Genomic DNA, 25,522 nt, shown 5'->3' on the forward strand with positions numbered 1-25,522 from the left:
AAGTACCTGGTGTTATGTCATCACAGGAATTGTGATGGGGCACAGGTTTTTTTATGGCTCTTTTAGCAGCATTAGGTAAGTGAGGTTATAATATGGATGCTATCGATAGGGTTCGTAATTATCTTAAAGAAAGAAATCCCCACCTGGAGATTATTGAGTTCGACCAGGATACTAGTACCTCCTATCTGGCTGCCCAGGCTCTGGGCAAAGAAGTAGGACAAATAGCTAAATCAATACTTTTTAAAAGTAAGGCTGGTGATTATTACCTGGTTGTTTCGGCCGGGGATGTGCGTATTGATAGTAAAGCATTGAAAGAGCTGGTAGAGAGCCGGGTACGAATGGCTAATGCTGAGGAGGTTTCAGCAATAACCGGGTTCCCCGTTGGAGGAGTCTGCCCTTTCGCTCTGGCCACCCCGGTACCCATATACCTGGATGAGAGTTTGAAGCGCTATGATATCGTATATGCAGCGGCTGGTACTGCCAACACGGCTCTACCTATAACCTACCAGGAATTGCAGCGCATTACCGGAGGGATCCCCTGTCAGGTTTCTTTGCCTCCCCGGTAATATAACACTTGATGTAGGAGAGCTTTATTCTTAAATAAAAGGCTTGGTGAAAACTATGGTCGATTTTGTGCATTTACATAACCACTCCGAATATAGTCTTCTGGATGGGGCCTGTCGAATTAAACGCCTGGTGAGCCGGGCCAAAGAAATGGAAATGCCGGCCGTTGCCATTACTGATCATGGTGTATTATATGGTGTGATCGATTTTTATCGGGAAGCTAAAAAACAGGGTATCAAACCTGTTATAGGGTGTGAGGTATATGTGGCACCACGCAGCCGTTTGGACCGGGAACCGCGTATTGATGATAATTACTACCATCTGATATTACTATGCAAAAATGAGCAGGGCTACCGTAACCTGGCCCGTATGGTAAGCCGTTCTTATATGGAAGGCTTTTATTATAAGCCCCGGGTGGATAAGGAACTTCTGGAAGAGTATCATGAGGGCTTGATAGCCTTATCGGGCTGTGTAGCCGGAGAGATTCCCCAGCTTATATTACAGGGGAAATTAGATCAGGCTACCGCGGTAGCCCTATACTATAAAGAACTTTTGGGTCCTGGGAACTTCTACCTGGAAATACAGGATCATGGTATGGAAGAGGAGAAAATAGCTAGGCGGGCCCTGGGGCAGATCAGCCGGCAGACCGGGATTCCGTTAGTAGCCACTAATGACTGTCACTACGTGGAGCGAGGGGATGCTCCGGTTCATGATGTCTTGTTATGTATTCAAACCGGATCAGTAATCACGGATGAGAACCGGATGCGTTTTTCCGGTAGTGACTTTTATTTAAAATCAGAACAGGAAATGCAGAGCCTTTTTTCTGAACATCCGGAAGCCCTGCATAATACTGTAGAGATTGCGGAACAGTGTAACCTGGATTTTACCTTTGGCCATTTCCACCTGCCCCAATTTGATATTCCTGCCGGTTATACCCCGGAAAGCTATTTGGATTTTATAGTCAAGCAGAAGTTTGCTGCCCGCTACCCAGAGCCGGAACCAGAAGTAGTTAAGCGCTTAGAATATGAGCTAAAAATTATTAAAGCGATGGGATTTGCGGCTTATTTTCTTATCGTGCAGGATCTGGTCAACTGGGCCAAGGCCCATGATGTACCGGTAGGACCGGGGCGCGGGTCGGCAGCTGGAAGCCTGGTTTCTTATATTCTGGGAATAACTACCATTAATCCTTTAAAATATCATTTGCTTTTCGAACGGTTTCTTAACCCAGAACGGGTAAGTATGCCTGATATTGATATTGACTTTTGCTTTGAAAAGCGTGACCAGGTTATTTCCTATATTATTGAAAAGTATGGGGCTGATCGGGTAGCCCAGATTATAACCTTTGGAACTATGGCGGCCCGGGCTGCTATCCGGGATGTAGGGCGGGCCCTGGATGTTCCCTACGGCGAGGTGGACAAAATCGCCAAGATGATCCCGGCGGAATTAGGAGTAACTATTGATAGGGCTTTGGAAATATCTGCCGAGCTATTCCAAACCTACCAGAACGACTATAACGCCCGTCGCATATTAGACATAGCCAGGGCTATAGAAGGTATGCCCCGGCATGCCTCTATACATGCTGCTGGGGTAGTAATTGGCCCGGAGGCCTTAAGCAACCTGCTGCCTCTGCAGAAGACAACCGATGATCATGTCATTACTCAGTTTACCAAGGAAACCGTAGAGGATATCGGCCTCTTAAAGATGGATATCCTGGGCTTAAGGACCTTGACGGTAATTGATCGCGCTTTAGATATAGTGGCTCGCACCCAGGGTATTAAGATTGATTTGGAGAACCTACCCCTGGATGATCCGGAGGTATACCATATGTTATCCCAGGGAGATACTACCGGGGTGTTCCAATTGGAAAGTGATGGCTTGCGCCGGTTATTAACGGAATTGCAACCAAGTCGTTTTGAGGACATTATTGCGGTTATCGCCCTTTACCGGCCGGGGCCCCTGGGAAGTGGTATGGTGGAGGACTTTATTGCCTGCAAACATGGACGGCAGGAGATAAATTATATCCATCCCCAATTAGCCGGTATATTAGAGGATACCTATGGAGTAATTCTCTATCAAGAGCAGGTTATGCTGGTAGCCAGTCAACTGGCCGACTTTAGCATGGGGGAAGCGGATGTATTGCGCCGAGCCATGGGTAAAAAGAAACCCGAAGAACTGGCGGCCCAGCGGGATAAATTTATCATCGGGGCTAAGAAAAACAACATTACCGGGGAAGTTGCCAGCCGGTTATTTGATATCATGGAGAGTTTTGCCGGCTACGGATTTAATAAAAGCCACTCAGCAGCTTATGCTCTCATATCTTACCAAACCGCTTATCTAAAGGCTCACTATCCGGTGGAATATATGTGTGCCTTTTTAAGCAGTGTTATTGATAACCAGGATAAAGTAGTTTTCTATATCAGAGAATGTCACCGTTTGGGTATTCCGATTCTACCACCGGATATTAATGAGAGTTATGAAAACTTTACCGCTACCAGAGGATCCATTCGTTTTGGATTAGGGGCTATTAAAAATGTAGGTCAAAATGCAGTACGAAATATAGTAAATGCCCGTAAACAGGGCCGATTTACATCACTATTCGACTTCTGCCAGAAAGTAGACCTGGGGCAGATTAATAAACGGGCTTTGGAAAATTTAATCGTAGCGGGATGTTTTGACTCAATGGGGATTACCCGCAAACAAGCCTTATCCATTATGGAGGAATGTGTGGATATGGCTTTACAGGTCAAACAGTACCAGAACAGTAATCAACTTTCCCTTTTTGGTGACACTATTGATATGGTGGAAGAGCCGCAGCCCAGGGTAAAAGGAGAATTTCCTACCCGGGAGTGCTTGAAACGGGAAAAAGAAGTATTAGGTTTCTACGTATCAGCTAACCCGCTGGATGAATTTAGACCTATTCTAAACCTGGTTACTACCCATGGATTAGAAGAATTAACTGGTGAGTCAGATGGTACTTATGTAAGGGTAGCCGGGATGATTATAAATCTGAGCCGGCGGGTAAGTAAAAAAGGTGACAGTTATGCCCGCTTTGACCTAGAAGATTTGACCGGGCGTATGGAAATGATAGTTTTTCCCTCGGTTTTTCGTACTATCGGCGGCCTGCTCGAACCTGACCGGGCGGTAATCGTAGAAGGGTACTATGATACCCGTGACGAGCAGCCGAAGATTTCGGTTCGCAAAATCCACCTCTTATCAACGGGAGTGACTGATTTTCATGTTCGCATACCTTCTCGCCAAGAGGCAGAAGATAGCAGAAACTACTTGATTGCCACCCTGCTAAAATATTCTGGAGAACTAGACGTATGCCTGCATCTTCCAGAGCGGCGGGCTATTATATTAAATGAACAATTTCGAGTAAAAGCAGATCCGGGGCTAAAGCAGGAATTGGGAGATTTATATGGAAAATCCAATATATGGTTTGACTAATTGGTACTATTATTACCAGGTGTAAATTCATAATAGACAAGGGGTAAAAAAGGAGGTCGGTGCATGAACCAGGACTACATAGGAGAAGACTATATTATCGTAAAGGCTTTAGAGGGAGGCGTAACCATCATGGGGCTTACCCGGGGCCGGGATACTAAATTTCATCATACGGAAAAACTGGATAAAGGCGAAGTGATGGTACTACAATTTACAGAGAATACTTCCGCTATTAAAATCAGGGGAAAAGCTGAAATCTTAAGCCGCTTTGGTACTATGCAAAGTGACAGTGAACCGGGTAATCGTTAAGATGAAAGATTTTAAAAAGGAGGTAGCTCGTTTGCAGCGTATGGCGGTTCTTACCAGTGGGGGAGATGCTCCGGGAATGAATGCTGCTATCCGGGCGGTGGTTCGCTCCGGTATATATAACAAGATAGAAGTTTACGGAGTTTATCAAGGTTATCAGGGATTACTGGAGGGCCAGATTGAGCCTATGTCCCTGGGATCAGTGGCAGATATCATTCACCGGGGAGGCACTATTCTGCATACTTCACGCTCCGACGAGTTCACTACTGAAAACGGGCGCCAAAAAGCCTATGAAAATCTTAGCAGGTTAGGAATTAACGCCATGGTGGTCATTGGGGGAAATGGGAGTCTTAAGGGAGCCTATGAGTTTTCCCGGACCGGCATTAAGGTAATCGGTATTCCGGCTACTATTGACAATGATATCGTTTATACCCGCTCTATTGGGTTTGATACAGCTGTAAACACGGCCCTGGAAGCAATAAATAACATAAGGGATACCGCTACTAGTCATGGGCGAATATTTATAATTGAAGTTATGGGACGAGATTGTGGTGAAATTGCCCTGGCGGCAGGAGTGGCCGGTGGGGCTGAATCAATTTTGATTCCGGAGATTGAGCCGAATATTGATCAAGTGGTTACTAAAATCCAAAATGGAATGAAGCGGGGCAAACTGCACAGCATTATTGTAGTAGCAGAAGGAGCCTTGTCTGCTATGGAACTAAGGAAAGAATTGGAGGAAGCCACTGGGCAGGATACCAGGGTTACCATATTAGGTCATATCCAAAGGGGTGGTACCCCTAGTGCGGTAGATCGGATATTAGGATCATGTATGGGAAAAGCAGCTGTAGATTTTCTAACTGAGGGAGAAAACAGTACCATGGTAGCTTCCCGGGAGGGACGTATCCAGTCCATTCCGCTGCAGGAGATTATTAATGGTACCCACACACCAGAATTGAATATGTTCGAGATTGCCCGCATACTTTCGATATAATCGAGGTGTACTATGAGAAAAACAAAAATTATCTGTACAATTGGTCCGGCCAGTGAAAACCCTGCCGTTTTGCAGGAGATGCTTAAGGCTGGTATGAACGTGGCCCGGCTTAACTTTTCCCATGGTGAGCATGAGGAACACCGGCGCCGTATTGAAAGCTTGCGCCGGGTAGCAAGCCAGAACGGAAAACCGCTGGCTATCATGCTAGACACCCGAGGACCAGAAATTCGTACTGGCAAGCTGGTTAAGGGTAAAGTAAGCCTGGAAGGGGGCCAACGATTTATACTTACTACCCGGGAGGTTCCCGGTGATGAATATGAGGTTTTCGTTAACTATTCCCACCTGCCGGCAGAGGTGGAAAAGGGAACTACTATATTACTATCGGATGGCTTAATAAACTTGCAGGTAGAAGATACTACCGATACTGATATCATCTGCCGGGTAATCAATGGCGGGGAACTAGGGGAAAGGAAAGGGGTTAATGTCCCCGCAGTGAAGATAAAGTTGCCTTTTATGAGTGAAAAAGACCGCAATGATATACTTTTTGGGATTGGTCAACAGGTGGATTTTATTGCCGCCTCTTTTGTGCGCACCGCGGACGATGTACTGGAAATTCGCCGTATCCTGGAGGAACATGATGCTGATATCGATATTATCGCTAAGATTGAAAGCCAGGAAGGGGTAGATAATCTCGATGATATCATTCAGATAGCTGATGGGGTAATGGTAGCCCGGGGAGATCTGGGGGTGGAAATTCCGGTGGAGGAGGTTCCCCTGGTACAAAAAAAGATTATCGATTGCTGTAACCTGGCGGGGAAAATGGTTATCATTGCCACCCAGATGCTGGATTCCATGATTGTTCATCCCCGTCCTACCAGAGCAGAAGTATCGGATGTAGCGAATGCTATTTTTGATGGGGCAGATGCTATTATGCTATCTGGAGAAACGGCAGCCGGGCATTATCCGGTAGAAGTGGTACAAACTATGGCCCGTATTGCTGCCCGAGCCGAGGAGGCTTTACCCTACCGGGATATATTGCGGCAAAAGCGGCTGCAGGGTAAACTTTCGGTAACTGATGCCATAAGCTATGCTACCTGTACCACGGCTATGAACCTGGAAGCATCTGCTATTATAAGTGCAACCCGTACCGGTCATACCGCCAAAATGGTGGCTAAATATCGTCCCCAGGCGAGCATAGTAGCTGCTACCCCGGAGCCGCGTATACTTAATAAGCTGGCTTTAGTATGGGGAGTACACCCGGTACTGATAGAAGAGACAGCGGGAACTGATGATTTATTTGAAGAGTCGATTCGCTGTGCTCTTAAAGAAGGGTATATTGAAAGTGGAGATCTGATAGTTCTTACTGCCGGTATTCCTACCGGCCGGTCCGGGGCTACTAATATGTTAAAGGTTCATGTGGTAGGAGAAATCCTGGTTATGGGTATGGGAATAGGGACGGAAGCCGTCCGGGGTACGGTAAGGATAGTCCGCTATGCAGAAGATGTTGCTAAGATACAGCCTGGTGATATCGTAGTTACCCCCAGTGCTGACCGTAGCCTGGCCCCTATATTACCGAAGATTGCAGCCTTGATTGCTGAAGAGGGTGGACTTACCTCTAATGCAGCTATTATGGGACTTAATGCCCGTATTCCCGTTGTAGTAGGTGCACGTGATGCTACTCAAAAACTGCAAGATGGGATGCTGGTCACGGTTGATACTCCCCATGGACGAGTCTACCGGGGCCTAGCCCGCGCCCTGTAGGAAGCAGCGGGACACGGGGACAGGTTTGCTGCTGAGCATTAAAATAACAATACCAGAAGAGATAAATTTATCTGTAAGAAGCAAGGGGAAGCAAGGGAACGGCACCTTGGCTTCCTTTTCGTGGAATATGAAGGACCGTCAGGCTATGTAAGAAGTGTTGCAAGATTATAAATACATATAGTAGCTCTTACTGTTCCAGCGTATATCATGGGTAGTAATGGATTTAAAGCAGATTTTTAAGGCTTTTCAGCCGGCGGCCCCCTGGCTTTTCTGTCCTATTTTACTTTTATCATGGTGGGGCAGTGGTGGTAGGTTTCTATAAAAGTTTGGTAAACATGTGATTATAAAAAAAGGGACTGTTAACGCACAGTCCCCGGTTTTTTCTTTATCAGTAGTATCTGATTGAAAGCCAGATTGAAGCATAGTGTAGAATATCCTGCCGGGTTAGAGCCTGACAGGGTGAGTGGTTATTCATCACAGCTTCCCTACACGAACCAGATACTAGCCCCGTTAAAACGCCTATTTGCCTTTAAAATCAGCCTTTCTGCTTTCCAGGAAAGCCGAGATCCCTTCCTTTTCATCTTCGGAAGCGAATAACATTGACCAGGCAATCTGCTCTGCCCGGCAGCCAGCCTTAATATCCGTGTTCATAGATGTATTAATGGCATTTTTGGCCTCCCGTAGAGCTAACGGGGACTTCTGACAGATTTTTTTGGCAATTTTTATGGCAGTATCGGTTACCTCAGCGGCAGGCACTACCACATTTGCCAGTCCGATCCGTTCCGCAGTAGCCGCATCAAAGAAATCACCAGTAAAGATATACTGTTTGGCGATATTTATAGGAGCACAACGAGGTAAGCGTTGAGTTCCTCCTGCACCAGGGAAAATACCCAGGTTAATTTCCGGTAATCCCAGAGTAGCAGTTTCAGAAACAACACGGATGTCTGAGGCGAGGACTAATTCAAGTCCACCACCCAGAGCAAGACCTTCTACAGCAGCAATGACCGGTTTATGATTATCCTCAATCATGAATATAGTCTTATGAACCTTATCCAGGAAATCTCGGGCATCAAAAGCATTGTAATCTTTTACAGCTTTAAGATCAGCTCCCGCTGCAAAAGCCTTTTCATTGCCTTTTATGATGATACATTTTATTTCCGGGTCCAGATGGAACCCTTCCAAAATTTCATAGGATTCTTCCAAAAACGGAACATTAATAGCATTAAAAGCCTTGGGCCGATTCATGGTAAGAATACCGATTCCAGGCTCCTCAACATTACATAGACAAGTTTCATACTGTTTGTCTCTGTATGACATAGACGAACCTCCTTATCCCCATAATTTAGTTTGACCGCGTAGAAAGACTATTTATAGTCGTAGAACCCCTTGCCAGTCTTTCTACCCAGCCAGCCAGCCCGAACCATCTGTTTTAATACTCCCGAAGGACGATATTTGGGATCGCCGGTTTCCTTATAGAGTACATTACAGACTTCTAAGGCGATGTCGATACCGACCAGGTCAGCTAGGGTAAACGGACCCATAGGCCAGCCTGCCCCTAGTTTCATAGCCTTATCGATGTCTTCTACACTAGCCAGGTTCTCCATTAAAATAAAAGCAGCTTCATTAATGCCGGGGACAAGGATCCTGTTAACGACAAAGCCAGGACCTTCCTTTACCTCGATAGGCTTTTTGCCAATGGTTTTAGAAAGTTCCATAACTGTCGCTACAGTCTCATCAGAGGTCTGGATAGCAGGGATAACCTCGATGAGGGCCATAATCATGGCTGGATTAAAGAAATGCATGCCCACCACTTTATCCGGGCGCGGGTAAATAGCGGCGATTTCGGTGATGGAGAGAGAGGAGGTGTTAGTTGCAACGATAACTTCAGGCTTTAAGACACCGGCCAGTTGTTTGTAGACCTGCTTTTTAATATCCATATTCTCAACTACAGATTCGATAACAAAGTCTACATCGGCCAGATCTTGCATATTAGAGGTTCCAGTTATGTTGCCTACTACTGTATCTTTGGTACCGGCGGGAACCTGACCCTTTTCTTCGGATCTAGCTATACCTTTGCCGATGCCAGCGATACATCTTTCGACGATTTCATCCTTAATATCATAAACAACAACCTTCTTACCTGCTGCGGCTACTGCCCAGGTAATTCCCATACCCATAGTTCCTGCACCAAGCACTGCAATCTTGTTAATCTCCATTATTCAGTTTCCCCCTTATTTTTCTTCTTTCTCTCTAAATCTACTTTCTCTAATTCTAAGCATAGGTGGTACGGCCACCTTTTTCTCTATTCCAACTATCACCCCCCCACATTAGGACTGCCGATAGTGGTACAACCTCTTAATATGCAATAAACGTACCACTTCATGCAATTGTTGTGAAAAAACGGGTATATTAACAAAAAAGAGAAATAGATAGATTTGTTGTTGAAAACCTTTTTCGGATGCCTTTGTCCTGAAATGGAGACATAAATTATCTAGTTTGGCATAGTTAAGGGATTTGGTCCTATGTCGCCAGGCAGCGACACTGTCCTGATATGTAACACCTTGAATTAAAGCCGGATATTGTATTTGTTTATCTTTCTGTAAAGTGCTGAGCGATGGATATTAAGGGCCCGGGCTGCTTTAGTCTTATTACCCTCACAGGTTTTTAAGGTATTAATTATTACCTCCCGTTCTTTTTCCTCCAGAAGATTTTCTAAACTCCCCTGTGGTCGGGGCGGCCTTAGGTTAGTTAGGTTGGATTTCAGGTGAGGGGGTAAATGTTCGAGTCTGATGATATGGCCATCGCAAAAGTTTATGGCTCGTTCAATAGTATTTTCCAACTCCCGGACATTACCGGGCCAGTCATAGCTATAGAACAAGTTTATGACCTCACTGCTGATCCCTTCTACTTTGGTACCTAACTGCTGATTGAGCCTTTCTAATAAAATCTGACTAAGGAGGGGGATGTCTTCCCGTCGCTCTCTAAGCGGGGGGAGGTTTAGTATGATTACATTTAGCCGGTAATAAAGGTCTTCTCGAAACAGGCCTTCTGCGACTAGCTTTTTAAGGTCCTGGTTAGTGGCAGCAATTACTCGCACATTGATCCTGGTTATATGCAGGCTTCCTACCCTTTCTACTTCTTTCTCCTGGAGAACCCGTAACAGTTTAGCCTGCATGGAAAGGGACATATCACCGATTTCGTCTAAAAAAATAGTCCCATAGTTGGCCAGTTCGAATTTACCTGGTTTTCCGTCCTTACGGGCCCCGGTGAAAGCCCCGTCTGCATAACCGAATAACTCAGATTCTAAAAGGGTTTCCGGAACGGCGGCACAGTTGACCTTAATAAAGGGACCCTTGCGGCGAGGACTCATATTATGGATGGCGTGGGCAAAGATTTCCTTGCCGGTACCACTGTCTCCAACGATAAGAACTGTGGAGGTAGTACGGGATGCCCGGGTAGCTAGTTCTTTTTGGGCCTTTAAGGAAGGGTGATTACCGATAATTGAGTTAAGGTAGTAGTTAGCTGTTCCCTGATGATATTCGTCAACTAGATGTTCCCAACTGCGCTGAGGACGATAAGATAGGCTGCTCTTAACAATAACTCCCCTGGTACGGCCCTGGTGGGCAATAGGTAAAAGGATAAGTTGAACTGATTGCCCCTGTATCTGGATTACATGATTGGCGTAAGGCTTATTTTTCGCCATGCATTCTTCCAAACTAGTGCGGGGAACCAGATTTGCCAATTCGTGATATAGTTCAGACAGGGTTTGGCTGCTAAAAAAATTGAAACAGGTTTCATTGGCATAAATAAGGTGACAATTTTCATTAAATATGGCAATACCTTCGTAGGGACTTTGTAAAAGGGAATTTAACTGCATGTCCTTAAAACGGTCAGTAGGGCGTAAAATAACATAACCAAAGACCTGATCTGCTTCTAGTTCTATTAACCCTTTGGTTATTAGAACCTCTTTGCCATTAATAATGGCTTCTTGTACTGTTTTTTGTCCACTTTTAAGCAGGGCGTCCAGATTAAATGGTAGCAGGAGATTAAGCTTTTGGCCGATAATCTGGTTACTTTTAATTTGAAAAATGCTTTCTGCTATTTTGTTAAAGAAGATGATGTTTAATGCAGGATCAGTAATGATGATGCCTTCATCGATGTTTTGCAGGATGGGATATAGCAGGAGCTGTCTGGCGTGCAGTTCCATATTCAGAGCCATTATGTAGTTCCCCCCTTAGGCACATAATAGCATAACTGGAATAAAAAAAGATAGAATTTTTATGGTGAGATAGTTGCAGATAGAAGTATTTCATAAAAAAAGAGCCCTGGATAGGACTCTTTTGAACTTTATTAGTTAGTTTGGTTAGCCAAAGCGCGAGAAGCTTGTACTCGGGTAGACTGATTAATTATCAGCTGCAGGGTTTGGGAATCCAGGTTACCAGTAGCATTAAGGGAGTGGTCCTTTTGGAAATGGCGGATAAACTCAGCCGGATCCTGACCAGACTTCATACCCAGGGTACTTAACATGTTTTTGATCTCCTGTTGTTCCGCATCGGTGATTACCATATACTCTGAAGTACCGGAAGAGACAGTGTCAACCGAAGCCTGGCGAGGGGGAGATGTTTCATTTTCCCCTTTAGCTACCTCTGGGGTGTCTTCATCGTTGGAGGCGAGTGCCTGTTTTTGCTGCAAGTGGTTGGCAATAGATTCAAAATTATTGATAATACCTGCAGTAGATCCGGCGATAATAGCGGCTGACAGTATCAGAACTAAAAATATAAAATGCTCGTTTTTCATTGCATTCCTCCTGCACCGAATTACTTTCATTTTAAGTGATTTCTTACCAATTTTCAATTTTATCGAGGAAAAATGGCCGAGGATTGAAGATTATTTGACGACGGCAAGGTGAATGGGGGCGGAGAAGCAGGGGGACGGTCCTTTTGCTTCCTTAAAAAGGAAAAACAAAAGGACCGTCCCCCTGCTTCCTCTGATTAAACCCCGTAATCTCTTTCTTCTTTAGTATCTCTGATTAAAGTTACATCGGTAGAATTAAACATGGCAAACACTTCATCACCAGGGTGTAAATTCATAGCTTGAGCAGCACCGGAAGTGATGGTGGCATAAACGGGACGATCGCCTACATCTACAATTACTTCGGTCATATCCTGTCCTGGTTTGATTTCCATGATTTTCCCTATTAATTTATTAGGCTGGCTAATTCTCAATCCATATCCTCCTTTTTTTTATTTAGCTTGTACAGTAAGAGGAAGAATTATGTTGGGAAGAACCCAAATAAATTGAGGCTATTGAATTTATGCTATAATATACACTATTTAAGTGTTTGAACGGATAGGGGTGAATGATTATAAATACTCTTTAGGATATAGAGCGCTTGAAGGTTTGAAGGTTTTATGGCCCATTACGGGAAATGCTCAGGCGTAAAGAAAAATTCATATACCAATCGGTGACCAATTAACACATAAAGGGAGCAAATGAAAAAGAAACTAAATAATAATGTATTATTCTGAAAAAGATTTGGAAAGGAAAAATGATGATAAATTTTGGCTATGCCTGTCTTGCTCCGGGAGTTGCCGGTACTCAAATGAGATCATGCACTATGCGCACCGCTACGGCAGAGCGGCTGCGGGATGTCATTGCCCATAATCTTCAAGCGCTGATGCGGCTTGTTCAATATAATAAGGGAAATAACATCCATTTGTTTCGCATTAGTTCTGATTTGATTCCTTTTGGTTCAAGCCCTATAAATACGTTACAGTGGCAGGAAGAGTTTGCCGATACGTTTGAAAAAATCGGCAATGCAATTGCAGATGCAGCTCTGCGGGTTTCTATGCATCCTGGGCAGTATACGGTGCTCAATTCGCCTGATGCGGATGTGGTGAACCGGGCAATTGCCGATTTGGAATATCACGAACAGGTTTTGCATCTTTTAAAGACAGACAGCACGAGTAAAATCATATTGCATGTTGGTGGAGCTTACGGAGATAAAGCAGCCGCAAGCGAACGGTTTTGCCGCAACTGGGGCCGATTAAGTGACAGGGTACGCAGCCGTATTGTGCTGGAAAATGACGAGCGTTTTTACAGCATAGCCGAGGTCCTTAATATAGCCCAACGCTTAGGCATTCCGGCTGTATTTGACAGTTTGCATCACTCTATCAATCCACCGGAAGAAAACTGCTCTCCTGCAGATTGGATTTGGCAATGTGCAAAAACATGGAATCAATCCGATGGAAGGCAAAAAATCCACTATTCGCAGCAAAGTGCAGATCGAAAACCAGGTGCGCATTCCAAAACAATTTATGCGGAGGAGTTTCTGCAGTTTTATGAAACCGTCCGTGATATGGATCTTGATATAATGCTGGAGGTGAAGGATAAAAATTTGTCTGCCATAAAATGCGGGCTGATAGTTTCTGATTCCAGCTGTATTTCCCGGTTGGAGGGTGAATGGGCGAAATACAAATACAGTGTGCTTGAGCGTTCGCCCAAAGCATACCAAAGGATTCGTGAATTGTTAAAAGATAAGAACGAATTTCCAGCCAGGCAATTTTACAGCATATTGGAGCAGGCCATAGATGAACCGATTGAAAAGAACAATGCAGTTAATGCTTTGCTTCACGTTTGGGGATACTTTAAAGAAGTTGCCCAACCAGATGAAAAGAAACGTTTTTTCTCCGCCCTTGACAGATACAAGAGCGGCACTGCCAAGGTAGATTCTGTTAAAAATCAGCTTCTCAAGCTGGCGCAAAAGTATAATGAGCGGTATATACTCCAGTCATATTATTTTTTATGAAGACCTAGAAAGATAATTCGACAAGGCGCTTTTTTACAGTGATAAGAATTTACCGGACCCAAAGGCAGGTATAGTTGCTGAACAAGGTTATATACAAACGGCAGAAAAATACGAGGAATCGGTCAGCCCGTCCTCGCAGATTTCAAAAACCAATATGTTTATCATTGGCCTGCCGCCAGCATGTCAGATTACGTAATCAATAACCTCATAATGATAGAATGCCTATTTTAGTGGGGGAAGAGTACCGGGAGTAGAATCCCGGTATCTTCCTCCAACACCCTTTTTAGGATGCTAATTTCAGAGCCTTAACAATTACGGTTGCTGCCTCAGCCCGAGTTGCACTAGCCTGGGGCCGGAAGGTCTTATCAGGATAGCCGGTAATAATATTGTTATGACTGGCTGTAGCGACTGCGTTCTTTGCCCATGCTGAAATCTTATCACTATCGGCAAAGGCTTTACCTTCCATGATCTCCGCCAATTTAGCTGCTCGGGTAATCATAGCTGCCATCTGTTCCCGGTTAATCGGGTCATCAGCACCAAAAGCTGTATCACTGTAGCCGCTCACTATTCCGCAGGTTGCTGCGGTAGAGATAGAATTTTGGGCCCAGTGTTTAGCAGTGTCCTCAAAGACCTTACTGCCTTTTGGTTCCAGATTAAAGGACTTAACCAGGATAGTGGCAAACTCTGCTCTAGTTATACTTTGGTCAGGCTTAAAGGTTCCATCTGGATAACCTCCGATAGCCCCTGAGGCGACTAATTCCTCGATGGTTTTCTGTGCCCAGTGGGTTTGAATATCGCTTAGTTTTACTACCTGGCCAGGTTCTGCCGGTTTCGGTTCTTCAATTGCCGTGCCGGCTTTTTCAGTAGCTATTACAGCAAACTTGGTAAAATGGTGTATATCGCCGCTAACCTTACCGGCTTTTAAATCCACCTTGATTTTATCCAGGGCTACCCAGGTATTTGTCTTTTCATCCAGGTAACAGATACTAAGGTCATGCTTATCAGTATCAACCTTGGATTTGTCGAAGTTCAAGGTAATAGTAACCGGTTTTTTAAAGCTACCGGTCTTGTCCTTATTAATTTCCACAACGCCACTAACTAGTTTACTCTTTTCCGCCATCGGCAACTTAGAGATTTCCGCTACCTTTTCAATTTTCACCTTAACCTTCTGATCGCAAGCAGCGGCTGGAATGTCAATGGTGATATAATCTTTGTCAATTTTAGCACCATTTTTATCTACCGTCTGCTCAGTTAAATCTCCAGCTCCTCCTGAGCCCGATGTAGAGCTAGAAGTTGTAAATTCATAGGTCTGCTTTTTGCCTAGTGTACTACCATTATTAGCTTCAACCCCTGCGCCTAATTCTACTATATACGTAGTGCCGGATTTCAGATTATTAAACATGAGTTCGAGCCGGCGCAGCTTAACTGCATCGTCTCCTGAGCCTTGTTTAATATAATTATGATTTGACCATTTTACTTCGTTTTTAGTAGCTTTTTCGTAAACATGAATTTGGTTCAGATTATTGCTCAAGGTTCTATCCATGCCCTTACCAAAGTCAAACTGTACTAGTGTATCCGTGGGTGAAAGTTTTACTTTGTTAAAGCTAAGAATTTTTAGGTCACCAGAGGTTCCACTACCTTCGCCTTCGCCGGAGCCGTCACCTCCACCACCGTTGTTTCCGCCACTACCGCCACTACCATCACTACCATTGGCAGCCGTTTGTTCATAGGTGATAAATTTAGTGAAGTGTTTGGTCCAGATAACCAGGTCGCCGTCAACGTCTATCTTACCGTCTCCGCCATCGGGAAGATTTTCGTCCGCCCAGGTCTGGCTATCCTCTTTACACAATCTGGTAATAGGAGTAAATTTGCCATTACAATAGTATCCGGCATCTTTACCTGCCTGGTCAGGAATGACCAGTTTAACCGCTTTGGTAAAGGTCAGCACCGTGTCTTCGGCCCCAACTTCAATTACTGTTGTAACTTTATCGACCTTTTTTCCGGAATCAGGTTCTATTTTTACCTGTTCCGCAGGTACTACCTTAGGTATATTTATAGTACCATCCCAGCCAGTCGGACCAGTAATAGTAGCACCTTGAGGAATCTCCACTTTTATTGGAGCGGTACTTACCTTAGTATTAGCTTCGATCTTTAGCTCGGGGAGGGCTTGGGTCGTCACCTGGTTACCTTCCGTGGACTGTAATAATTCCGCAACGTTAAGGGTGGTATCGGTTACATTTGGGGGAATTATTATAGTAGCTGCCGGCGTACTGCTGGTAATCGCCAGGTTTTTATTAGTATCATCTACTACCACCTGGGAATCGACTATGGGTTTAAACACCCTTGGTTCGTCGGCCTCTCCGATCTGGGTGGTAAAGCTCTCTACTATTCCACCGTCGGTAGATTTTAACTGTTTAGCTGGATCATTGCTCTTGGTGTATCTGATACTTACACCATTAGCACCAGTAACTTTACTGTCTAACTCCAGTTTGATTTTCTCTGGGGTATTTGTTTTAACTACAGCGGTAACGATAACTGGAGTATCATTGACAGCTACAGTAAATTGAGTTTTAGTTCCTGAAGGGTCATCCATCGCTCTGTCAAAGGTTAGGCTAATGTCTCCCCTTTTGGTAATTTCCGCCAGGTTCATAACTGGTTTGGTAACTACAGTCTTTATTGTGCTAAATATGGGGGTGCTGACATTACCAGCAGCGTCTAATGCTTCAACTGTAATCAGGTATTCCTGATTAGGTGATAAATCGCCTATGGTATAGCTTGTTTGGCTGGTAATTCCAACATTTTTACCGTTAGCAAATATCCGGTAGCCGGTTACTGCTACATTATCTGTAGCCTCTGGCCAGGAAATGGTTATGGTGTACGGAGTCTTACCATCGGTAGTAATAACCGCATCAGCATTCCATTCCGGTACCTGGTTATCAATACCGCCTTCCTCTTCACCTGGGAGAGACAGGCTAATAGTATTACTCAATTCACTTACATTACCGGCACTATCCTTAGCTTTAACGCCAAAGGTGTAAGTGGTGCCTTTTTGCAACTTCTTAACGGTATACTCATAGGTGTTACCAGAGACTTCGCCTACCTTGTTTCCGTTCTGGTATACTTCATACCCGGCTATGCTGATATCGCTTATAGCATAAGTCCACATCAGGGTAATGCTGTCCGCTGTCTGAGCCTTTTTCATAATAGCAAAGCTTGCAGGCCAGATCGGCGCATTAACCGCTTCATCATAACCATCCATTCTTACCAAAACCGGCAGTTTGGAGCTTAGTTTACTGCCACTGCCAAGTTGTCCGCCGGAATTATCACCCCAGGCATAAACCTTTTGGTCGCTCTGCATAGCCAGGGTATTGTCTTTGCCACCAGCTACAGCGGTTATGCCTGATAGTCTCTGTACCTGAATTGGTACCAGGCTGACAATATTATTGCCATTACCTAATTGACCATACTGGTTTTTACCCCAGGTCCATACGGTACCATCCGATTTCAGAGCAATTCCATGAGCTCCACCGGTAGCAATACCTACCACATTGGTTAAATCCTTGACTTTAGCATATGGTACAGGACTGGCCGGAGTAGCGTTACTCTGACCTCCATTACCAAATTGCCCCAGAATATTATGGCCCAGAGTTGCCACGGTGCTGTCTTCGAGTAGAGCTGCTACGAACTCATCACCGGCGACAATACCCTGTACACCCATTAAACTGGAGTAATGACCCCTGGGAGAGTAAGTAGGTGCTCCTACCGTATCAATAAAGTAGCCCTGACGACAGATCCTCCCATCATTGAAGAGATAGGCTGCAAATCTCGGTGCAGCAGCAATGCCTTTTACATTTTCGAAGGGATGAATATCGGTGGGCCGGTTAGTATTGTACATCATCTGCACCGGGGTACGCCCGTTGCCGTTAGTAAGAGCATAACCACAATTGGCTTCGCCAGGTTCACCCCAACCCCAAACCGTACCATCAATCTTGAGAGCTAGGCTGTAGTTAGCTGCTGCTGCAATGGCTTTAACTCCCTCGAAAACCTTGGTAGGAATCAGGCTGTCAACGGTAGTATCATTGCCTAACTGGTAGAGATTGTTTCTGCCCCAGGCATATACATTTCCATCTTCATCCAGTGCCAGACTGTGATTATCGCCTGCTGCTACTGCCACTACATTGTTAAGACTGTCTACTTTTACTGGTTCTAACTGCTGTTCTTTATTGGCTGTACCCAATTGTCCATAATCGTTTTGACCCCAGGCCCAGACGTTACCAGCACTATCAATCAACAGAGTATGTCTGCCGCCTGCTGCTATCTTGCCGGCTCCCTGTACAACAGGATCCCAGTTAGATAACATGGTTTGTTCCAGAGTAGGTCCAGTAGTTGACCAGGGACTCTGGGCGAAACGGGCTTCTACCTTGAAGGTATAGGTTATGTCTTTCTCAAGACCAACAATATCATAGCTTAATCGGTTACCGGAAACGCTGGCTATTTTTAGTCCGTCCTGATAAATGGTGAAACCTGAAACATCAGGATCAGGCTTATTCCAGTTCAGTGTCAATCCGGCTTCGGTTAGATTGCTTATCTCAATCCCACTGTCTTCCGGCCACACTGGAGGATCTACCGGATTCATATCCAGGCTTACCGGGGTAGTTTCATTGCCAATAAACTGTAATAACGACCCGTCATTTATTAATGCCAGACCTCCCTTGGCTGAGCTGGCCAAATTAGAAACATTATATAAATCAGGAATTGCATCCCCTAGTCGGGAAGAATTCTTAGGGTCGAAAATTACTGCTCTTACTTGACCATCATTGCCCAACACATAAGGCCCATCAGCGCTAATTGCCCTTATCTGGCTGGCACCGATTACTTGCTTAGGTTGGGGATTAGGTTGAATATCATCCTTATTCCAGATATAAACCGTACCATCGGCTTTAAGCGCCATGCCGATAGTATTTCTCTGGTCAATACCCTGGCCATCAACTGCTACGATCTGGCTGAGTCCCTCTATTTTGGACGGGGACCTACTTTCATCAATAGTATAGACGTCACCATCGGCAGTTACTGCCAGGCTAGAATCAAAGCAACCTGCCACATCAATCACATTGCTGAGCCCATCAACCTTGAGCGGGGTGCCACTGCGTTTAGCTTCGCTACTATAACCGTCTTTGACATTGAAACCCCAGTTCCAGACTTCACCATTAACATCGATGGCTACTACATGACCGAAACCGAAGCTCAATTTCTTTATAGCAGGAAAACCAGCTGCAGTTATTTTCTGCGGGGTATTATTACCTAACCTCCCGCTGGTACCTCCGGGCAGGAAACCTTTGCCTAACTGCCCGTATTCATTGGAACCCCAGGCCCAGATAAGTCCTTCTTTATCCAAGGCAAAACAACTATCCCGTCCGGCTTCCAGAGCCACAATATTAACCAGACCGTCTACCTGCACCGGAATATCGCGACGATCATAAGTGCCATCACCCAGGGTACCATAATCATTATTACCCCAGCTCCAGACACTGCCGTCATCTTTAAGCATTAGGTAAAAACGATCTTCCGGGGTTTTGAAGGCGCTGAAGGAATTATAACCAGCAGCAATATTAGTTACCCCATATTCGCCAACATAAACGTTAAAGGCCCAGGTGAAGTTTCTGCCTAATGCTACACTGTCCTCACTAATTTTTGCTGTTAAGGTATCTTTTAGAGTCAGTAGATATTCGCCGCCATTCGGGTCGATCAAATTAGCTGGTACAATGATTTGCAGCCGGGCGTCTTTTTCGCCTGCTTTAGCTTCATATCTATATGCGGCGGCAGACAGTTCAACCTGGGTACCATCCTTCTTGGTTAGAACAATGTTATTAAGCCAGGTATCTTCCAGCAAATCTTCAGCAAATGTAAAGGTAAAGGCTATATTGTTCCGGGTAAAGCTAGCGTCAACCTCATTTTGCAAAATATTATTTTCGCTATCGAAATCGAGATTGTGAGCATCAGGAGATAGCAATTCGAACTCAAAATTGCCACCGGATGTGGTAGAATTAGGTGCTGTCCACTGGCTGATACTTAATTTATCAGCCGTTACATTACCTGCCGCATCCAATGCTTCTACCCCAAAGGTATACTGGGTAGACCCTTTTAGCTCGGTAACTATATATTCGGTTACATCACCGTTAACATCTGTAATAAGTTCATCATCTTGATAAATATTATATTTAACTACACCTACATTATCAGTAGCAGCGGTCCAATAAAGGGTTACTGATATGTCTTTGATGTTTTTGGTTTGCAACTGGCTGTTTTCTGGCCAGATTGGCTGTACGTTATCAGGTGCAGTTTTGATTTCACCTGCAATTTCTTCTGAAACATTGCCAACCGCATCTAAAGCTACAATTCTTATAGTATATTTGGTTTCACCCTGTAGACCAGTAATTTTATGGGTTGTGCTAGTACCGTCTACAATTACAAAGGCCTCAGTTTCTTCATTCTTATAGAGTTTGTAAGCCGTTACCTGGTAATTATCAGTAGCTTCTGGCCAGGTAATTGTGACATTATCAGAACAAATATCGCTGCAACTAACCTCTGTACCCTCTACCCAGGCAGGGGCTTCATTATCTGCTGCCGGAGTAATTATATTAGCTTCCAGGGCATCGCTAAAGTTGTTCAGGTAGTCGCCAGCTATAACCTTAAATTGATAGCTTTGCTCCAACTCCAAGCCTTCTACGTTATAGGAACGGGTCTCAGCCGGTAAAGTAGCCAGCCATTCTTCCCCTCGGTATACCTTGTACTGGGTAACTGCTACATTATCGGTGGCTTCCGGCCATGTCAGCGTCACCACTGAAGGTGTGATAATCGCTTCCGCCTTTAATCCGGCACCGTCTCCCCAGACCGGAGCAGTCTTATCATCTTTAGCGGTGGTAAATTGCCAGGCCATATCCAGACCAATTTGCTTACTACTCTGAGCAGTCAATTCTTTACCCAGTTTAACAATATAAGTTTCTTCATCTGCCAATTGAATACCGCTCAGATCAAGGGTAAGTACTCCCTTACCTTCTGTATTCTGGTAGATAAAGTTTTCTTCGGTTGTTGTAATGACTGCTTGATCATCGGCCTTGAAGATCGTTATATTATTAGCATAACCGTCAGCTAGAGGTTCTCCGAATTCCCAGGTGAACTTTACCTTTTGCGGATCCTGAGGAATTGTTACCCGGTTTAAAGCACCAGTCAGGCTGTTAAGACTACCCCGGGTATTATCCAGGTTGACCAGGGCAAAAGGAACCTTGCTGCCTGCGGTAGGATTAGTTCCCATGACAAAGGTCAGCTGCGGGTCTCCCTTGGAACCATTTCCGGCCTGGTCAAAGGCTTTAAGGGAAAAAGTATAGGTTTCACCAGGTGACAGTGCCGGGTAGTTGTTAGCGATTCCGGAAGTATTATACTTCGGGTCGTAAATAGCAAAGCGGTTGATAAAACTCCGGTGGTCATTTTCCTCTCCCGGATCAGCATATTCTGTCCAGAGTCCGTCCTTAATTACTACATAGCCTATGACCCCTATATTATCCAGAGCCTCTGACCAGTGTACTTTTACAGTAGTATCAGTAAACTCAGATAGATTAATATAGGTACCTGCCGGCCAGTAGGGAGACTTGAGGTCGGGATCAGGATCACCGGTTCGAACAGAATAGTTAATTCCTGTGCTCCGGTTACCTGCCCCATCCAAAGCATAAACTACATAAGTATAAGTGTTATCGTCAGGTACTAGGATATCGGTATAACTATTGCTATATGCATCCAGGGTCGCGATTAGCGAACCTTCTCGATATACTTCATAACCATATACTGCTACATTATCTGCTGCCCAGGGCCAGGTTAAGGTTGTTCTGGTTTCCCTGATATCATAAACTGTACTGGTATTCCATGAGCCATTATTAGTCCAGTAAGGCGACGTGATATCCCTTTTTCCTGCTATTGTACGGACAGCTACCTCCGGTCCGTCTTTACTGTAGTTGCCGTACTCATCCCGGGCTTCGACTTTGAAAACATAATTGGTTGCCGGAGCCAAACCGATAATATGGTAAGACATAGTAGCAGCATCCAACTCAGCAACTACTGCACCGTTTTTAAGCAGCTGGTAACCGGTAACTGCCAGGTTATCCTGAGCCTGGGTCCAAATTAGGTCCAGGTTATCAGTCAGAATATTATCGGGTACAATTTTACTGCTAGACGGCCAGGTAGGAGGTTCGTTGTCAGTTAAAGGAGTTTTTCCTGTTACCTTTAGACCTTCACTGGCATTACCTTTTGCATCTTTAGCTATCACTGTAAATTCATAATCGGTATTGGGAATTAGATTTTCCACTTTATAGGAAGTGATTTGCCCGCTAACGCTTTTGATAAAGGTGGCACCCTGTAAGATGTCATAACTGCTTACGGCTACATTATCAGTAGCCTCTGGCCAGTTTAATATTACACTGGTGGGGCCAATATTACTTACAATAATTGCTGCATTATCAGGCCAGGTAGGAGCCTCAAAATCATCCCCGGCCGTAATAAAACTGAAAGTAAATATTTTTCCCAATGTATTTAGCCCATTATTAGCCGTGAATTCAGGATCGATTTCCAGGACATACTCAGTTGCCTGGGACATCTGCTCCAGTGTAGCTTCGCGGGGTGCAAATCTCAGCATACGAATCTTGGAGGCATCATCTATCTCCGATTGACCCGTACCACTACCTCCTCCAGTACCGCCCCCTGTGGAAATATAGGTAAAGTCACCGGCAGCAAAAACCCCATCTTCATTACCTACATAAGGTTCAGTACCCAAATCCAGAGTAATTTGCTTTCCGCTGGCTTTTTCCACCAAGGAGATACATTCTAGGTTTTGTCTGAGATTCTTATCCAATCCATTGCCAAAATTCCAGGTTAAAACCAGGTTATCCAAATCCACCGGATAAACCAGTTCATAGTGGTGATAATAGTCACTTTCCCCTTTATCTATGGCTTGGGGTGCAAAATTAAAAACTAGTCCCCCACCACCTGGTGTAACAACCATAGTTTCCAGAGCTGCTCCGGCAAAACCGAGAACATTATAGGGAACTACTTTTAAACTATACTTATGTCCGGCGTTTAAACCACCCAACTCATAATAATTTTGGTTGGGAAGCCGGGCTTCTTCCACGCCATCTACATAAACCCGGTATTCGGCAAAATCAATTTCATCCGCCACCTTCGGCCAGTTAATAACCAGCTCAGTGGGATAAACATTACTGATACTTAGGTTGGCATCCTTCGGCCACTGGGGTACCTGAGCAGCAGTGATGACCGTTGCCGTTAAAGCCTCGCTCTCGTTTTTGGCAAGGTCTACTGCCTTGACGCTAAATTCATATTCTGTATTAGAGTCAAGATCGGTAAACTTGTAGCTTAGAGCCGCAGTCTCTGCAGTCTTTACAATACCGCCCGCTTTGCTGGTGGTAATGATATATTTATCAACTCCAGAAACATCATCGGCTTCCGGCCAGCTTATAGTCAATTCAGATTCGCTTATACCGTCTGCCGATAAAGTTGCGCCATCCGGCCAGGCCGGAGGAGTGCTATCCTGTATACCGGCGGTAGTAAATTTGAAATGGTAGACCTTGTTTAGGTATTGCGGACTATTACCGGCAGTTCTAAATTGCGGGTCGAGGGTAATTTCATACTGTTTTCCTGGTTGCAGTTTATTAGCTAGGTTAATTTCAAAAGAAAAACAGGTTCCACTTATTGAGTAGCAGCACACAATGAAATCACCAGTATTAATGGTAGTTGGCTGTGGCCAGTTATTTGGATTTTGGGGTACTTTTGCAAAATCCTCATCGCTTCCATAATCCAATTCAATTTCCTCTTTATCGCTTAAATTGAAGAGGCGGAACGCTCGGATATTATCTTTAATTGCTGGTAGACCATTATTAAGACCTTTCTTTATATACCAGGTAAAATGATCATTAGCTATATTGATATCACCCTGGTAAGTGTAAAACTTTTCGTAAACGTTTTCACTGTCCGGATTGGCTAATGGTTCAAAAGTATAATTACCGTTAGTTCCGGGCGCGCCTGGTTTAAGCACGAGTGTATTGGGGGCGGTTGTAACCGCCAAACCTTGCAGGAAACTGCCATTCCCTGCCCAAGTTCCACCTACGGCTTCCACCACGATGTCATAACGGTAACTGGATTCCAGTCCTGATACGACATATTCCAGATTTCCCGTACTGACATTGTTCACTACCTTCGTAGTCTCACCGCCTGTAGTATTACTAACCGTTACCTTATATTCACTGGCATCCGCAGCTTCCGGCCAACTCACCTTGAAACTGATATTAGTAACATCGCTGATAATCAGTTCGGCTGGACCTGAAGCCTCCATCGGTTGGAAGTTGTTAAGGTTAGGGATTTCATTTACTTTATCCGTCTCCAGCTCCAGATCCGGGGTTCCCAATTCGGTGTTCTCTGGCGATGAGGTAGTACCTTCGGCAGGAACATCAGCCTCAATATTACCCGGCTCTGGCTCCAGCGGGGGTTCCAATCCGGTGTTTTCTGGAGATGGGGTAGTACCCTCGGCAGGAACATCAGCCTCAATATTACCCGGCTCTGGCTCCAGCGGGGGTTCCAATCCGGTGTTTTCTGGAGATGGGGTAGTACCCTCGGCAGGAACATCAGCCTCAACATTACCGGGCTCTGGTTCCAGCGGGAGTTCCGCTTCAGTGTTCCCCGGCAATGAGGTAGTACCTTCTCCAGGGATGTCACTGTCGGCTGTTTCACCTGTATTAGTGTTAACAGCTTCATAAACACTATCTAGTACATTTGCATCATCTGTTGTTCCTTCTGCTGCAAGTTCTAACAACTCATTTGTCAGTCCTTCCGTATCGCTGGCCTGCACAAGCGGTACGGAAAAAACCATGGACAGCATAAATACCAACGCTGTCAATATGGCGATTTTAGACTTGGTTGAGCCTCTTAAACGCAATTCTTATTCGCCTCCCAATCTTTTTTAATGGAATAAAGATTTTAAAGTACTTATCTACCTCCAATCTTGTGTAAGTTTTAATTAAACCTCCTTTCCTCTTCAGGGATTTAACGTAATAAAAAAACCCGGCACAAGGAGTGCCGGGTCTGGATAGACTGGTACAAACAAGCAGCGACTAAGACTATAAAAAAAGCGAGTCCAGTGAAAATAGACTCGCTCCGAATTTCATTCGGAATACGGCTCTCCTTTCCACATTGGGAGGCACGTCCGTTTCCCGACGTACCCTAACGGCTTGAAGCCATGGCTTTTTGCTTTAGGCCTTTAAGCTCGGAGAAGTAATTTCAAATTTTTTATTTATATGGACAGATATTCATCTTTATAACAATATACGACACAATAGAAATAATTCCTGCTTAGGTAAAATTTCAAAAATTACAAAAATATGATTTATATAAAGTGGGCCTAAGCTGGAGTGCTAAATACCAGGTATTATTCTGTGGCCTAAAGGAAAAGACGGTATATGTTGATTATAGTGCGGATTGGAGTCAGGATTATAGGGGCGGGTAGGATATTGTAAGTTAAAGGAAGTTAGCCTTACGTGATTTTCTAACTACTTTCATATTTAGTTGAGAAAAGATTGAGAAGGAAGTGCTTT

Annotated in this window: 12 protein-coding genes and 1 riboswitch; of the genes, 6 read left to right on the plus strand and 6 right to left on the minus strand. The window is 44.6% G+C overall.

The genetic code is table 11. From position 1 onward, the window contains the following. Positions 1–92 precede the first annotated feature (92 nt). The 5 genes from ACZ5Q0_RS08210 (at position 93) to pyk (ending at position 7,066) form a co-directional block, all read left to right on the plus strand. On the plus strand, positions 93–566 hold the full coding sequence (locus ACZ5Q0_RS08210) for a YbaK/EbsC family protein (RefSeq protein WP_446818532.1): 474 nt from the start codon (positions 93–95) through the stop codon (positions 564–566). Between the two features lie 55 nt (positions 567–621). Then, entirely contained in the window at positions 622–4,011 is a 3,390-nt protein-coding gene (locus tag ACZ5Q0_RS08215) for a DNA polymerase III subunit alpha (RefSeq protein ID WP_447182881.1), read from the plus strand. A gap of 63 nt (positions 4,012–4,074) precedes the next feature. Beyond that, positions 4,075–4,317: a trp RNA-binding attenuation protein MtrB gene (mtrB, locus tag ACZ5Q0_RS08220; protein ID WP_446818531.1), complete on the plus strand. Its 243-nt coding sequence runs from the start codon at positions 4,075–4,077 to the stop codon at positions 4,315–4,317. A gap of 31 nt (positions 4,318–4,348) precedes the next feature. Continuing rightward, entirely contained in the window at positions 4,349–5,305 is a 957-nt protein-coding gene (pfkA, locus tag ACZ5Q0_RS08225; protein ID WP_447182409.1) for a 6-phosphofructokinase, read from the plus strand. Between the two features lie 12 nt (positions 5,306–5,317). Then, positions 5,318–7,066, plus strand: coding sequence for a pyruvate kinase (gene pyk / locus ACZ5Q0_RS08230; RefSeq protein ID WP_446818529.1), 1,749 nt, complete (start codon positions 5,318–5,320; stop codon positions 7,064–7,066). 519 nt (positions 7,067–7,585) lie between these two features. Here pyk and ACZ5Q0_RS08235 read toward each other — a convergent pair. The 5 genes from ACZ5Q0_RS08235 to ACZ5Q0_RS08255 form a co-directional block, all read right to left on the minus strand. After that, positions 7,586–8,383, minus strand: coding sequence for an enoyl-CoA hydratase/isomerase family protein (locus tag ACZ5Q0_RS08235; RefSeq protein WP_446818528.1), 798 nt, complete (start codon positions 8,381–8,383; stop codon positions 7,586–7,588). Between the two features lie 47 nt (positions 8,384–8,430). Further along, on the minus strand, positions 8,431–9,276 hold the full coding sequence (locus ACZ5Q0_RS08240) for a 3-hydroxyacyl-CoA dehydrogenase family protein (protein WP_446820788.1): 846 nt from the start codon (positions 9,274–9,276) through the stop codon (positions 8,431–8,433). A 356-nt stretch (positions 9,277–9,632) separates the two neighbouring features. Next, positions 9,633–11,285 carry a sigma-54 interaction domain-containing protein gene (locus ACZ5Q0_RS08245; RefSeq protein ID WP_446818527.1) on the minus strand — a complete coding sequence of 551 codons (1,653 nt, stop codon included), beginning with the start codon at positions 11,283–11,285 and terminating at the stop codon, positions 9,633–9,635. Positions 11,286–11,416: 131 nt separating this feature from the next. Next, positions 11,417–11,863 carry a peptidoglycan-binding domain-containing protein gene (locus ACZ5Q0_RS08250; protein ID WP_447182410.1) on the minus strand — a complete coding sequence of 149 codons (447 nt, stop codon included), beginning with the start codon at positions 11,861–11,863 and terminating at the stop codon, positions 11,417–11,419. Positions 11,864–12,057: 194 nt separating this feature from the next. Then, a complete protein-coding gene (locus ACZ5Q0_RS08255; protein WP_446818525.1) occupies positions 12,058–12,291 on the minus strand; it encodes a TOBE domain-containing protein in 234 nt (77 codons plus the stop codon). Positions 12,292–12,614: 323 nt separating this feature from the next. On the opposite strand from ACZ5Q0_RS08255, the gene uvsE reads away from it, so the two are divergent. Continuing rightward, positions 12,615–13,874 carry a UV DNA damage repair endonuclease UvsE gene (gene uvsE / locus ACZ5Q0_RS08260; RefSeq protein ID WP_446818524.1) on the plus strand — a complete coding sequence of 420 codons (1,260 nt, stop codon included), beginning with the start codon at positions 12,615–12,617 and terminating at the stop codon, positions 13,872–13,874. 283 nt (positions 13,875–14,157) lie between these two features. Here uvsE and ACZ5Q0_RS08265 read toward each other — a convergent pair whose 3' ends face one another. After that, entirely contained in the window at positions 14,158–24,867 is a 10,710-nt protein-coding gene (locus tag ACZ5Q0_RS08265) for a fibronectin type III domain-containing protein (RefSeq protein ID WP_447182411.1), read from the minus strand. 226 nt (positions 24,868–25,093) lie between these two features. After that, a riboswitch (molybdenum cofactor riboswitch) is annotated at positions 25,094–25,212 on the minus strand. Between the last annotated feature and the right edge of the window lie 310 nt (positions 25,213–25,522).

Source organism: Syntrophomonas erecta subsp. sporosyntropha (assembly GCF_055395365.1).